Raw genomic sequence first — 12,901 nt, 5'->3', positions numbered from 1 at the left:
TCTCGTCCGGCAGCGCGCCCCTGCCGCCCATGTCCCGGCCCCGTTGGCTGCGCCGGCTGCCACATGTCGTGATCTGCCTGATCGCTGTCGCCGCCGCAATCGGCAGCATCGACGGGGTGAGCACCAGCTACCGGCTGGGCATCGAGTTCGGTCTGCTGGCGGGGGCGGCGCAGGGCGTGGCGCTCGTACTCGCCCTGTGGCGGCCCTTTCCGGCGTGGTGGCTGTCGCTGTCCGCGGCGTTCATCGCCGCCGTGGCCGCGCGGTCGAACATGACGGACATGGTGCCCCCGGGCCCCAACTGGCCGTGGATCGGGCCCACGACCGTCGTGCACGCCCTCATCCTCTTCCTGCTCGCCCTGCGGATGCCCGCCCGCGTGGCCCTCGCGGTGCTGGCGGTGACCGGGCTGGTCACGGCCTTCGTGCAAGGCGTCCTGGGCGGCGGTCCGTACTCGGGGACGGGCGTGCTGGCCGTCTCCGTGTTCGCCGTCGCCGTCCTCCTCGGCACCGCTCTGCGCGGCAGCCGCGAGGCGCGAACCCAGCTGGTCGAGCAGGAGTACCTGACGGCGGAGGAGCGTTCCCGCCGCACCCTGCTGGAGGAGCGCAACCGCATCGCCCGCGAGCTGCACGACGTGGTCGCCCACCACATGTCGGTCATCTCCATCCAGGCCCAAGTGGCCCCGCACCTCGTGGACAGCCCCTCCGACGAGCTGAAGGAGAACCTCGACGGCATCCGGCAGAACGCGTTGGAGGCGCTCACCGAGCTGCGCAGGGTCCTCGGCGTGCTGCGCTCGGAGAACCCCGAGGACGCGTACGGCCTCGGCGCAGGCACCGGTGCCGCGCCCGACGCTCCCCAGCCCACCCTCGACCGCCTCGACGCGCTCGTCGAGAACACCCGCGCCGCCGGGCTGACGGTGACCACGGAGATCACCGGCGAGCAGCTCCCGTTGCCGCCGGGCGTGGAGCTGTCCGCGTACCGGATCGTCCAGGAGGCGCTGAGCAACGCGCTGCGGCACGCGCCTGGTTCCGTGGTGCGGGTGGAGCTGACGCACTTCCCGCGCGGCCTGCAGATCCGGGTCGTCAACTCCTCGCCGAGCCGCCCCGCCCCGCCGTCGCCGGGCGCCGGACACGGTCTGCTCGGGATGCGGGAGCGGGCGATGATGCTCGGTGGGACGCTCATGGCCATGGAGACGGCCTGCGGCGGTTTCACCGTGGCCGCGTTCCTGCCGCGTTCGGCGGCCACCGCCTCCCGCACTCCCCGTCCCGACAACTCGACCGGCCCCAAGGGCCCGCCGGACCCCACAGGAGACACTTCATGACGAGCGGCAGCATCCGCGTACTCATCGCCGACGACCAGCAGATGGTCAGGCAGGGCTTCACGGTGCTGCTCAACACCCAGCCCGACATCGACGTGGTCGGCCAGGCGGTCGACGGTCTGGACGCCATCGCGAAGGTCGCCGAACTCGCCCCGGACGTCGTCCTGATGGACATCCGCATGCCCGAACTCGGCGGCATCGAGGCCACCCGCCGCATCACCGAAGAGACCCCGCAGATCAGAGTCCTGGTGCTGACCACCTTCGACCTCGACGAGTACGTGTACGAGGCGCTGCGCGCAGGTGCCTCCGGCTTTCTGCTGAAGGACGCGTCCGCCGACCAGCTCGCCGAGGCGGTCCGGGTGGTGGCCGCCGGCGACGCGCTGCTCGCGCCCGGCATCACCCGTCGCCTCATCGCGGAGTTCTCCCGGCTGGACTCCACGCCCCGCGCCCCGCTCAAGCAGCGCGTCGGCGAGCTGACCGAGCGCGAGACGGAGGTCCTCGCCCTCATCGCGCAGGGCCTGTCGAACGCGGAGATCGCCGAGCGGCTCTTCGTCGCCGAGCAGACCGTGAAGACCCACGTGGGCCGCATCCTCGTGAAGCTGGGCCTGCGGGACCGCACCCAGGCCGCGGTGTTCGCGTACGAGTGCGGGCTGGTGCGTCCCAGTGGCTACTGAGCGCCCCGGCGGCCACGGGCGGCGCCGGCCCCGAGGACACCCGGTCGTACCCGTAGTACCTGAGAGGGAGGCTGAATGACCCTTCTCACTGGTGACGACCGCTGCACCGGTCTCCGCCTACCGTTCTTTATGTGACCGAGACGACCCAGACGCAGACGACGCCGGCGGGCGGCGGGGCCCAGCCGCGCAGCCCGGAGTTCCGGCTGGCCCTGGACGCCCTGCGCGGCCTGCGGCAGGACCTGATCCATGATGCCTTCGCCTATCGCCCGCTGCCCCGCATGCGCGTGGACGGCCCGCTGACCAGGCTGCTGCCCCAGCGGCTGCGGGAGTACGCGGGCTGGACGCCGCATGTCCTGGTGGTGGCGGCCGGACTGCTGTCGATGTCCATCGCCGCCATGGCGGACGGCTCGGACAGCGGGCTCGAAGAGCTGTTGACCGCGGCCCTCGTGCTGTGCCCGATCCTGCTCACCCTGGTCCGGCCTGTCGGCGCCTTCTGGATGTCGCTGGCGGCGACCCCGGTCACGGCGGTGTTCGCCGACTTCTGGAGCGACTGGCCGTGGCCGACCGGCAGCTTCGCCTGCCATCTGGTGGTGCTGACGGTCGTGGCGCTGCGGACGAGGCCACGCACGGCCGCGTGGATGTGGGCGCTGACCGCGACCTACGGAATATTCGTCGAGACCATACTGGGCGGCGGGCACTACGCGTCGAACACCGCACCGCTGCTGGTCGTCTCCGCCATGGCCCTGCTGGCCGTCACCGTGTTCCAGGTGCGCAGCACGGCCAAGCAGGAGGTGACCGCTCAGCAGACGGTGACGGCGCACGAGCGTTCCAAGCGCACCCTTCTCGAGGAGCGCACGACGATCGCCCGCGAGCTGCACGACGTGGTCGCCCACCACATGTCGGTGGTCGCGATCCAGGCGGAGGCGGCCCCCTACCGCGTGGAGAATCCACCGCCGGAGCTGGAGTACGCCTTCGCGGTGATCAGGGAGAACGCGGTCATAGCCCTCTCCGAGCTGCGCCGGGTCCTCGGTGTCGTACGGGCCGAGGACTACGAGGCCCCGGACGCCCCGCAGCCCACACTCGCGGACCTGGACCGGCTCCTGGAGAACGTGCGGGGCGCGGGACTGGCCGTGGACAAGACGGTCACCGGGGCGGTGCGCGAGCTCCCGCAGGGCGTCGAGTTGTCCGCGTACCGAATAGTCCAGGAGGCGCTGAGCAACAGCCTGCGGCACGCGCCGGGCGCCGCGGCCAAGGTGGAGATCGGCTATGTGCTCGGCGGCCTCGGACTGCGCATCGTGAACGGTCCTGCGACCGGCCTGGTCAAGCCCTCACCGGGCGCCGGGCACGGCATCACGGGCATGAGGGAGAGAGTGTCGATGCTGGACGGGGAGATGACGGCGGCGACGACGGACGACGGGGGCTACGAGGTCACGGTCTTCCTCCCCGTCCCGGCGACCGCACCGACGGAGGACTCCGCATGACCATCCGCGTACTGATCGCCGACGACCAGATGATGGTCCGCGAGGGCTTCTCGGTGCTGCTCGGCGCGATGCCGGACATCGAGGTCGTCGGCGAGGCGGTCAACGGCCGCGAGGCCGTGGACCGGGTCCGGGAGCTGAGGCCGGACGTCGTCCTGATGGACATCCGGATGCCCGAGATGAACGGCATAGAGGCAACCCGCGAGATCGTGGCGGCGAACGGCGCGTCGAAGGTGCTCGTCCTGACGACGTTCGACCTCGACGAGTACGTGTATCAGGCGCTGCGCGCCGGAGCGTCCGGCTTCCTCCTGAAGGACGCCTCCGCCCGGCAGCTCGCGGACGGGGTGCGCGTGGTAGCGGCCGGCGAGGCACTGCTGGCGCCCTCGGTGACGAAGCGGCTGATCACGGAGTTCTCGAAGCTGGCCGAGGAGCCCCGCCTGTCGCCCACCGCCCAGGCGGCCTACGGAGACCTGACAGAGCGAGAGACGGAGGTCCTGGTCCTCATAGCCCAGGGCCTTTCCAACGCCGAGATAGCCGCCCGCCTGGTGGTGGCCGAGTCCACCATCAAGACCCACGTGAGCCGCATCCTGGTCAAACTGGGCCTGCGGGACCGCACCCAGGCAGCGGTATTCGCCTACGAGGCGCGCTTGGTGACCCCGGGCTGATTCTTTTTGGGGCGCGGGGCCGTGACACATGCGGCTCCGACGCGGGGGAAGAGGGACGCCCCTGGTCAGACAGGGACACCTCCGGCTAGCGTCCGTTCATGGCAGCTACCAAGACCCCGCCGACCTTCGACCCCTGGGACCAGGCCTTCCTGGCCAACCCCTACCCGGCGTACGCCGAACTGCGTGCCCAGGGCCGGGTCCACTACTACGAGCCCACCAACCAGTGGCTGGTCCCGCACCACGCGGACGTGTCGGCGCTGCTCAGGGACCGGCGCCTGGGCCGGACGTACCAGCACCGGTTCACGCACGAGGACTTCGGGCGTACGGCCCCGCCGGCCGAGCACGAGCCGTTCCACGTGCTGAACGACCACGGGATGCTCGACCTGGAGCCCCCGGACCACACCCGGATCCGGCGGCTGGTGTCGAAGGCGTTCACCCCGCGGACGGTCGAGCGGCTGCGGCCGTACGTGGACCGGCTGGCGTCAGAGCTGGTCGGCGAACTGGTCGCGGCCGGCGGCGGTGACCTGCTGACGGTCGTCGCCGAACCCCTCCCGGTGGCGGTCATCGCGGAGATGCTGGGGATCCCGGAGTGCGAGCGGGCGCAGTTGCGGCCCTGGTCGGCGGACATCTGCGGGATGTACGAGCTGAACCCGTCGGAGGAGACGGCGGGGAAGGCGGTGCGGGCGTCGGTCGAGTTCACCGAGTTCCTGCGGGAGCTGATCGCGGTCCGGCGCAAGGAGCCGGGGGACGACCTGGTCTCGGGTCTGATCGCGGCGTACGACGAGGGGGACCGGCTCAGTGAGCAGGAGATGATCTCGACGTGCGTGCTCCTGCTGAACGCGGGCCACGAGGCGACGGTGAACGCCACGGTGAACGGGTGGTGGGCGCTGTTCCGGAACCCCGACCAGCTGGCGGCGCTCCGGGCGGACCGGGGTCTGGTGGGTACGGCGGTGGAGGAGCTGATGCGGTACGACACGCCGTTGCAGCTGTTCGAGCGGTGGGTGCTCGACGAGATCGAAGTGGACGGGACGGTGATTCCGCGGGGGAGCGAGGTGGCGTTGCTGTTCGGCTCCGCCAACCATGACCCGGCGGTGTTCGCCGAGCCGGAGGCGCTGGATCTGTCCCGGCCGGAGAATCCCCACATCTCCTTCAGCGCGGGGATCCACTACTGCATCGGGGCGCCGCTCGCCCGGCTCGAACTGGCCGCGTCCATGGGGGCGTTGCTGGACCAGGCTCCTGCGCTCAGGCTCGCTGCCGAGCCCGAGCGGAAGCCGAACTTTGTGATTCGGGGGTTGGAGGGACTGCTTGTCGAGGTGTGACGGGGCCCGTGCCTCCCTCAGGGGTGCGGGGGTGCAGTCTTTGGGGGCGCGGGGAACGGCGCAGTCTTTTAGGGGCGCGGGGAACTGCGCGACCAGCCCCCACCCACCCGCAGCCAACCACCGCGTCAACCCGTGGTCAGGTCCCGGCGCCGAAGCGCAGCCAATCCCACCCCCACCAGAACCACCGCGATCCCCGTAAGGACCAGTACCGGTGTCCACGTCATGTCCCCGCCCGGGAGCTTCGGGAGGTGGCCGAAGGGGGAGAGGTCCAGGACGGTGTCCGGGAGTTCGAGGGCCGGGCCGATCCAGCCCAGGAGGAGGACCGCGCCCGCCACACCCCACGCGGCCGGAGCCACCCGCGTCGACACTCCATGGAGGAGGACCGCCAGGCCGCCGATGGTCCAGATCGCGGGGAGTTGGACCAGGCAGGCGCCCAGGATGGTGGGGAGGTCCTGGCCGTAGCCGAGGGCCAGACCCAGGCCGCCGACCAGCATGATCAGCACGGCCCCGCCGAAGGCGATCAGCAGGTGGCCGGAGGCCCAGCGCAGGCGGCCCACGGCGTTCGCGAGGACGGGTTCCGCACGCTGGGAGGTCTCCTCGGCGTGCAGCCGCAGCACGGACTGGACGACATACAGCGCGGCGATCATCCCGAGCATGCCGACCATCGTGGCGAGGAACGCGTCCGTGATCCCGGACTGGCCGCCCATGCGCTCGATGATCTCGCGGGTGCGTTCGTTGTCGCCGACCAGGTCCGTGGCACCTGTGGTGATCCCGCCGAAGGCGGCCCCGGCGGCGAGGAAGCCGAGGCTCCAGCCGAGCACGCTGCCGCGCTGCAGCCGCCAGGCCAGCGAGCCCGCCGTACCGAGGCGGCCGGCCGCGGGTCCCGGCCGGGTCGGCAGGAAGCTCATGCCGACGTCACGGCGGCCGGTCAGGTCGTACGCGATCAGGCCCTGGACTGCCACGGCGGCGACGAAGAGGAGCAGCACCCACCACCGTTCGCCGGCGAAGGACCGCAGGTTCTCCAGCCAGCCGACGGGGGACAGCCAGGTCAGTACCGACGAGCCGTCGCTCACCGACGAGTCGCCGGCCGCCCGCAGCACGAACGCCGCGCCCAGCAGCCCGCCCGTCAGCCCCTTCGCGAGCCGTGCGCTCTCCGTGAGCTGGGCGACGATCGCCGCCATCGTCGCGAAGACCATCCCGACCCCGGCCGTGCCCAGCCCGAGCGCCAGCGCGCCCGAGGAGCCCTGTCCCGCGAGGCCGCCCGTGATGATCAGCGCGAGGGCCGCGTTCGCGACGAGGGCGGCGAGGAGCGCTGCGGTCAGCGGGGCGCGACGGCCCACCATCCCCGCCGAGACCATCTCCTGGCGGCCGCTCTCCTCCTCGTCCCGGGTGTGCCGCACGACGATGAGCAGGCTCATGATCCCGGCGAACACCCCCGCGTACGCCCCGATGCGCCACGCCACGAGGCCACCGAGCGAGTCGCTGAACACCGGCCCGTACATGGCTCGCAGGGAGCTGTTGGTCAGCATCTGGCGGGCCACGTCGGCACGTTCGGCGGCCGTGGAGTAGACGCTCTCCAGCGAGCCGGGCAGGGAGACCACCATCAGCCCGATCACCGCGACCCACTGCGGGATCATCAGCCGGTCGCGGCGCAGTGCGAGCCTCAGCAGGGTCCACGTACCGGCCAGTTGACGCGATCCACCGGACCGTACGGTGAAGCGCGCGCCCGAAGCCACGGCGGTCATCGCGACACCGCCTCCGCCCGCGCGTCGTCCTGGTAGTGCCGCAGGAACAGCTCCTCCAGGGTCGGCGGCATCGAGGTCAGGGACCGTACGCCGGACTCGGTGAGTGAGCGCAGTACGGCGTTCAGCTTGTCGCTCTCCACCTGGAGTTTGACCCTGCTGCCCTGGATGTCGAGGTCATGGACGCCGGGCAGGGCGGCCAACCCGTTGGGCGGGCCCGCGAGTTCGGCGGTGACGCTCGTACGGGTCAGATGGCGCAGCTGGGTGAGCGAGCCGCTCTCCACGGTCCGGCCCTTGCGGATGATGCTGACGCGGTCGCACAACTCCTCCACCTCGCTGAGGATGTGCGAGGAGAGAAGGATGGTGCGGCCCCGGTCGCGTTCCTCCTCGACGCAGGACTGGAAGACCTCCTCCATGAGCGGGTCGAGGCCCGAGGTCGGCTCGTCCAGGATCAGCAGGTCGACGTCCGAGGCGAAGGCGGCGACGAGGGCGACCTTCTGCCGGTTGCCCTTGGAGTACGTACGCCCCTTCTTGGTCGGGTCGAGTTCGAACCGCTCGACCAGGTCCGCCCGGCGCGCTTTGTCGAGTCCCCCGCGCAGACGGCCGTACAGGTCGATGACCTCGCCGCCGGAGAGGTTGCGCCAGAGGGTCACGTCGCCGGGGACGTACGCGATCCGGCGGTGCAGTTCGACCGCGTCGGTCCACGGGTCCCCGCCCAGCAGCTGGGCGGCGCCGGAGTCGGCGCGCAGCAGGCCCAGCAGGACGCGGATGGTGGTGGACTTCCCGGAGCCGTTCGGGCCGAGGAAGCCGTGGACCTCGCCGGTCTCGACGGCGAGGTCGAGACCGTCCAGGGCGTGCGTGCTGCCGAACGACTTGTGCAGTCCGGAGACGGTGATTGCCTTCGTCATGGTTCAGAACGTACACTTCTTTCACAAATTTGTGAAGTTAAGGAAACGTAAAAAGGACCGATACACTCGGGGGTCAGCGCGCGAGCAGGGGAGATGATCGAACGATGACGGAGCCGAGTGCGGCGGGGCGGGACCCGGAGGCGGTGTCGAAGTTCGTGGAGGCCTTCGCGGCCCAGCTCGTCGAGGCGGGCATGCAGCGGATGGCGGCCCGGGTGTTCGCCGCGCTGCTCGCGTCCGACTCCGGCACCATGACCTCCGCCGAACTCGGCGAACAGCTCCAGGTCAGCCCGGCCGCCGTCTCGGGGGCGGTGCGCTATCTCGCGCAGGTGCACATGGTCTCGCGCGAGCGTGAACCGGGCTCGCGGCGCGAGCGGTACCGCGTGCACAGCGACCAGTGGTACGAGGCGCTGACCAACCGGGACGCGGTCCTCAAGCGCTGGGGACACACCCTGCGCGACGGCGTCGACAGCCTCGGCGTCGCGACCCCGGGCGGGCAGCGGATCGCCGAGACGCTCGCCTTCTTCGAGTATCTGGAGGGCGAGATAGGGAAGCTGATGGAGCGGTGGCGGGAACACCGCGACAAGACGTTCGGCCAAGGCTGACGTCCGGCCAGGGCTGACGTTCGCCCGGGATCAACGTCTCGGCCGGGGGCCGACACGCAGCCCCCGGCCGAAGATCCACCACCGCCGACTCCCCTGCGGCTACCGCTCCTTCGTCTCCTCCAGAACCGTCCGCCCCAGCAGCGCGTACCCCTCCGGCCGTCGCCTCTTCAGATACTGCGCGTACGCCACTCCGCCCACGCCGATCAGCGCGACGATCCATGGGGTGGCCTTCAGGACGATCGAGCCGGACTCGGGGCCGGCCGCGACGCCCATGTTGGACACCAGCAGGACCACCACCGCGAGCATCGCGAGGCCGCCGACGAGCGGGGCGGTGAAGGTCCTGAACCAGTGCCGGGACTCGGGGTGGTTCTTGCGGAAGTACGCAAGCACCGCGAACGAACACACCGCCTGCACCACCAGGATGGCCATCGTGCCGAGGATGGCGAGCAGGACGTACGTACCGGTGTACGGGTCCTTGCCGGCCGCCCAGAACGCGCCGAGCAGCACCGCGCTGACGACCGTCTGGACGAGCCCCGCGACATGCGGGGAACCGTGCTCGGGGTGGGTGCGCCCGATCGTGCGCTGCAGTGACGGCAGCACCCCTTCGCGGCCGAGGGCGTAGAGATAGCGGGCGGCGCAGTTGTGGAAGGCCATGCCGCAGGCCAGCGAGCCGGTGATCATCAGCCACTGCATGACGATGACGGCCCAGTGGCCGAGGTACTGCTCGGTGGGGTTGAAGAAGAGCGCGAGTGGGTTGGCGGACGAGGCGGCCTCGACGGCCGCCGTCTCGCCGTTGCCCGTGATGGCCATCCAGGACACGAAGACGTAGAAGACACCGACGCCGAGCACCGAGATCATCGTGGCCTTGGGGATGATCTTCTTCGGGTCGCGGGACTCCTCGCCGTACATGGCCGTCGACTCGAAGCCGACCCACGACCAGAAGGCGAAGAAGAGTCCGAGTCCGGCCGAGGTCCCCTGGAAGGCGTTGACCGGGTTGACCGGGCCGAACGTGAAGCCGTCCGGGCCGCCGCCGTGCAGTGCGACGGAGATCGCCATCGCCGCGAGGATCGTGACCTCGGTGGCCAGCAGCACCACGAGCAGCTTCTCGGCGACCGACACCCCGAACCACGTGCCCGTCGCGTTGATCGCGAGCATCAGGATCGCGAACGCCCACCACGGGACGTCCACCCCCGTCTGGTCGTGCAGGGTCGTCGTGGCGAAGGTCGAGAAGATACCGATCAGGGCCGGCTCGAAGACCACGTACGCGAAGGTCGCGAGGAGTCCGGAGGCGAGGCCGACGGTCCGGCCGAGGCCGAACGAGATGAAGCCGTAGAAGGCACCCGTGGACGTGATGTGCTTCGCCATCGAGGTGAAGCCGACCGCAAAGATCGCCAGGACGACCATTGCGACGAGATAGCTCGCGGGGGCTCCGATGCCGTTTCCGGAGGAGACCATGAAGGGCACATTGCCCGTCATCGCGGTGATCGGCGCGGCCGTGGCGACGGCCATGAAGACCACGCCCAGCAGGCCGATCGCGTTCGGCTTCAGCCGGTGGACGGTGGCGTCCTCGCCGGTCGCCGCCTCGGGGGCTGCGCCCTCCTGTACTGCCATCGGGTGGCCCCTCTCCATGGTCGTCCGCGGTCGCCCGCTCATCTTCGTGCCCGGGTTCGCGCATGTCCTCGCGCTTGTCCCCGCGCTCGTCCTCGGTCGACCGGAATGCTGCACGGAAAATGAGTCGTGTCGCCGGTCCGGGCGTTAAATATTTGTCAACCAGACCTTTAGAACGCCTGTGGATCGCCGCGGCAGCGAACGTCTGCGTTAACTCTCCGCCCGGCCATGGACCCCGTACGCCCGCGCTTCGTACCGTCCCCGGCATGAGCACGTACACATCGACCCTCGGCGGCCGCACCCACCGCTTCGACGGCCTCGCCCGGCTGCTCGCCGCCGCGAGCCCCGAACGCTCCGGCGACCGACTCGCCGGGCTCGCCGCCGAGTCGGCGCAGGCGCGGGTCGCGGCCCGCTGGGCGCTGGCGGACGTGCCGCTCGCACAGTTCCTCGCCGAGCCGGTGATCCCGTACGAGGACGACGACGTCACCCGGCTCATCGTGGACACCCATGACGCGGTGGCCTTCGCACCGGTCGCCGGTCTCACGGTCGGGGAGTTCCGGGAGTGGCTGCTCTCGGACGCGGCGGACGCGAGCGCCCTGGCCGCGCTGGCGCCCGGTCTGACCCCGGAGATGACGGCGGCCGTCTCCAAGCTCATGGGCAACGCCGACCTGGTCGCGGTCGCCCGCAAGGTCCGGGTCGTCACGGCCTTCCGCTCCACGATCGGCCTGCCCGGCCGCCTCGCGACCCGCCTCCAGCCCAACCACCCCACCGACGACCCGGCGGGCGTCGCCGCGGCGCTCCTCGACGGACTCCTCCTCGGCTCCGGCGACGCGGTCATCGGCATCAACCCGGCGACGGACAGCCCCAAGGCCGTACGCGACCTGCTGGAACTCCTCGACGGCGTGATCCGGCGGTACGCGATCCCCACCCAGTCCTGTGTGCTCAGCCACGTCACGACGAGCATCGACCTGATGGCCGCCGGGGCACCCGTCGACCTCGTCTTCCAGTCCATCGCCGGTACGCAGGCCGCGAACGCGTCCTTCGGCGTCACCCTCGGCCTCCTCGACGAGGCGTACGAGGCGGCCCGCGCCCTCGGCCGTGGCACGGTCGGGTCCAACGCCCTCTACTTCGAGACCGGCCAGGGCAGCGCGCTCTCGGCCGACGCGCACCACGGCGTCGACCAGCAGACGGTCGAGGCACGCGCGTACGCGGTGGCCCGCCGCTACGAGCCGCTCCTTGTCAACACGGTGGTGGGCTTCATCGGCCCGGAGTACCTGTACGACGGCCGCCAGATCCTCCGCGCCGCCCTGGAGGACCACTTCTGCGGCAAGCTGCTCGGCCTGCCCATGGGCCTGGACATCTGCTACACGAACCACGCCGACGCGGACGACGACGACATCGCCACCATGCTGACCATGCTGGGCGTGGCCGGGGCGTCCTTCGTCATCTGCACGCCCGGCGGCGACGACATCATGCTCAACTACCAATCCGCCTCCTTCCACGACGTGTTGTACCTGCGCGAGGTCCTGGGGCTGCGCCCGGCACCGGAGTTCGAGGCATGGCTGGACGGCATCGGCCTCCTGGACGAACGAGGCGGAATACGGCCCGTCGCCGGCACCGCCCACCCCCTGATGGCCATCGGCAAGGAGCTGGCAGCATGACGGACCGTCAACTGGCGTTGCTTGTAAGGGCATTGATGGACGGGGCGGCGGCTCCCGAGCCGTCGGACGCCGCGCTGTGGGCGGGGCTGCGGCGGCACACCCAGGCGCGGATCGGGCTGGGCCGCGCCGGCTCCGCCCTGCCGACGCGCCACCGCCTCGAACTCCAGGCCGCGCACGCGGCGGCGCGGGACGCGGTGCACTCGCCGTTCGACCCGGACGTGGTGGCGTCCGCGCTGCCGGGTGTGCCGACGGTACGGGTCCGGAGTGCGGCTCCCGACCGGTTGACGTACCTGCAGCGCCCGGACCTGGGCCGCAGGCTGGACGCCGTGGACCGGGCGCACCTTCCGCGCGATACCTGCGGCGCCTGGGACGTTGTCTTCGTGGTCGCGGACGGGCTGTCGAGCCGGGCCGTCCATGAGCACGCGGCGCCGGTGATCCGCGCGACGACTTCACGGCTGCCCGCCGGGTGGCGGGTGGCGCCGGTCGTCCTTGCCGAGCAGGCCCGGGTGGCGCTCGGTGACGATGTCGCCCACGCGGTGGGTGCCGCCATGGTCGTCGTCCTTGTCGGCGAGCGGCCCGGGATGTCGGCGGCGGACTCCCTGGGCGCGTACCTCACGTACGGGCCTCGCCCCGGCCGCACCACGGACGCCGACCGCAACTGCCTCTCCAACATCCGGCCTCCCCTTGGCCTGTCCTACGACGCGGCTGCCGCCAAGCTGACGTCCCTGATGACCCGGGCGCGGGAACTGGGGCGGACGGGGGTGTCCTTGAAGGACGACTTGGATGACGGGGTGGGGCGGTTGGCGGTGGGGTAGGGGCCTTTTTTCGCCCCCGCCGCCCCTACCCATTCCCGTCCCTTACTCAGGGGCTTCGCCCCCGAACCCCCAAAAGATTGCGCAGTTCCCCGCGCCCCCAAAAGGGGCGCGGGGAC

The 12,901-nt window shown here is 71.0% G+C and carries 11 protein-coding genes; 8 read left to right on the top strand and 3 right to left on the bottom strand.

What is annotated here, in order from left to right; translation table 11 throughout:
* Window positions 1–29 precede the first annotated feature (29 nt).
* The 5 genes from ACFWXQ_RS46550 to ACFWXQ_RS46530 all read left to right on the top strand — a co-directional run bounded on the left by ACFWXQ_RS46550 (window position 30) and on the right by ACFWXQ_RS46530 (window position 5,449).
* Complete coding sequence (locus tag ACFWXQ_RS46550) at window positions 30–1,316, top strand: sensor histidine kinase (protein WP_383951908.1); 1,287 nt, start codon at window positions 30–32, stop codon at window positions 1,314–1,316.
* Complete coding sequence (locus tag ACFWXQ_RS46545; RefSeq protein WP_383951887.1) at window positions 1,313–1,987, top strand: response regulator; 675 nt, start codon at window positions 1,313–1,315, stop codon at window positions 1,985–1,987. Before ACFWXQ_RS46550 ends, ACFWXQ_RS46545 begins: the two co-directional genes overlap by 4 nt.
* Window positions 1,988–2,118: 131 nt before the next feature.
* Entirely contained in the window at window positions 2,119–3,468 is a 1,350-nt protein-coding gene (locus tag ACFWXQ_RS46540) for a sensor histidine kinase (protein WP_383951890.1), read from the top strand.
* Window positions 3,465–4,130 carry a response regulator gene (locus tag ACFWXQ_RS46535; protein ID WP_383951892.1) on the top strand — a complete coding sequence of 222 codons (666 nt, stop codon included), beginning with the start codon at window positions 3,465–3,467 and terminating at the stop codon, window positions 4,128–4,130. The genes ACFWXQ_RS46540 and ACFWXQ_RS46535 overlap by 4 nt, the downstream gene beginning before the upstream one ends.
* Window positions 4,131–4,228: 98 nt before the next feature.
* A complete protein-coding gene (locus ACFWXQ_RS46530) occupies window positions 4,229–5,449 on the top strand; it encodes a cytochrome P450 (protein WP_383951894.1) in 1,221 nt (406 codons plus the stop codon).
* A 125-nt stretch (window positions 5,450–5,574) separates the two neighbouring features.
* On the opposite strand, the gene ACFWXQ_RS46525 is transcribed toward ACFWXQ_RS46530, so the two are convergent.
* Both ACFWXQ_RS46525 and ACFWXQ_RS46520 read right to left on the bottom strand, forming a co-directional pair.
* Window positions 5,575–7,194 carry an ABC transporter permease gene (locus ACFWXQ_RS46525; RefSeq protein ID WP_383951896.1) on the bottom strand — a complete coding sequence of 540 codons (1,620 nt, stop codon included), beginning with the start codon at window positions 7,192–7,194 and terminating at the stop codon, window positions 5,575–5,577.
* Window positions 7,191–8,099, bottom strand: coding sequence for an ATP-binding cassette domain-containing protein (locus tag ACFWXQ_RS46520; RefSeq protein WP_383951898.1), 909 nt, complete (start codon window positions 8,097–8,099; stop codon window positions 7,191–7,193). Before ACFWXQ_RS46520 ends, ACFWXQ_RS46525 begins: the two co-directional genes overlap by 4 nt.
* A 104-nt stretch (window positions 8,100–8,203) precedes the next feature.
* Between ACFWXQ_RS46520 and ACFWXQ_RS46515 the strand changes: the two genes are divergently transcribed.
* A complete protein-coding gene (locus ACFWXQ_RS46515; protein ID WP_383951900.1) occupies window positions 8,204–8,701 on the top strand; it encodes a GbsR/MarR family transcriptional regulator in 498 nt (165 codons plus the stop codon).
* A 99-nt stretch (window positions 8,702–8,800) separates the two neighbouring features.
* Here ACFWXQ_RS46515 and ACFWXQ_RS46510 read toward each other — a convergent pair whose 3' ends face one another.
* Window positions 8,801–10,312: an APC family permease gene (locus ACFWXQ_RS46510; RefSeq protein ID WP_383951902.1), complete on the bottom strand. Its 1,512-nt coding sequence runs from the start codon at window positions 10,310–10,312 to the stop codon at window positions 8,801–8,803.
* Window positions 10,313–10,575: 263 nt separating this feature from the next.
* Here ACFWXQ_RS46510 and ACFWXQ_RS46505 point away from each other — a divergent pair, with 263 nt between their 5' ends.
* Both ACFWXQ_RS46505 and eutC read left to right on the top strand, forming a co-directional pair.
* Window positions 10,576–11,970 (top strand): ethanolamine ammonia-lyase subunit EutB, encoded by a 1,395-nt coding sequence (locus ACFWXQ_RS46505; RefSeq protein ID WP_383951904.1) that lies wholly within the window; start codon window positions 10,576–10,578, stop codon window positions 11,968–11,970.
* Window positions 11,971–12,005: 35 nt separating this feature from the next.
* Window positions 12,006–12,785, top strand: coding sequence for an ethanolamine ammonia-lyase subunit EutC (gene eutC / locus ACFWXQ_RS46500; protein ID WP_383951910.1), 780 nt, complete (start codon window positions 12,006–12,008; stop codon window positions 12,783–12,785).
* Window positions 12,786–12,901 lie beyond the last annotated feature (116 nt).

The organism is Streptomyces sp. NPDC058697 (genome assembly GCF_042715345.1).
Classification (GTDB): domain Bacteria; phylum Actinomycetota; class Actinomycetes; order Streptomycetales; family Streptomycetaceae; genus Streptomyces; species Streptomyces liliifuscus.
This window is presented reverse-complemented; position numbering and strand designations above follow the sequence as displayed.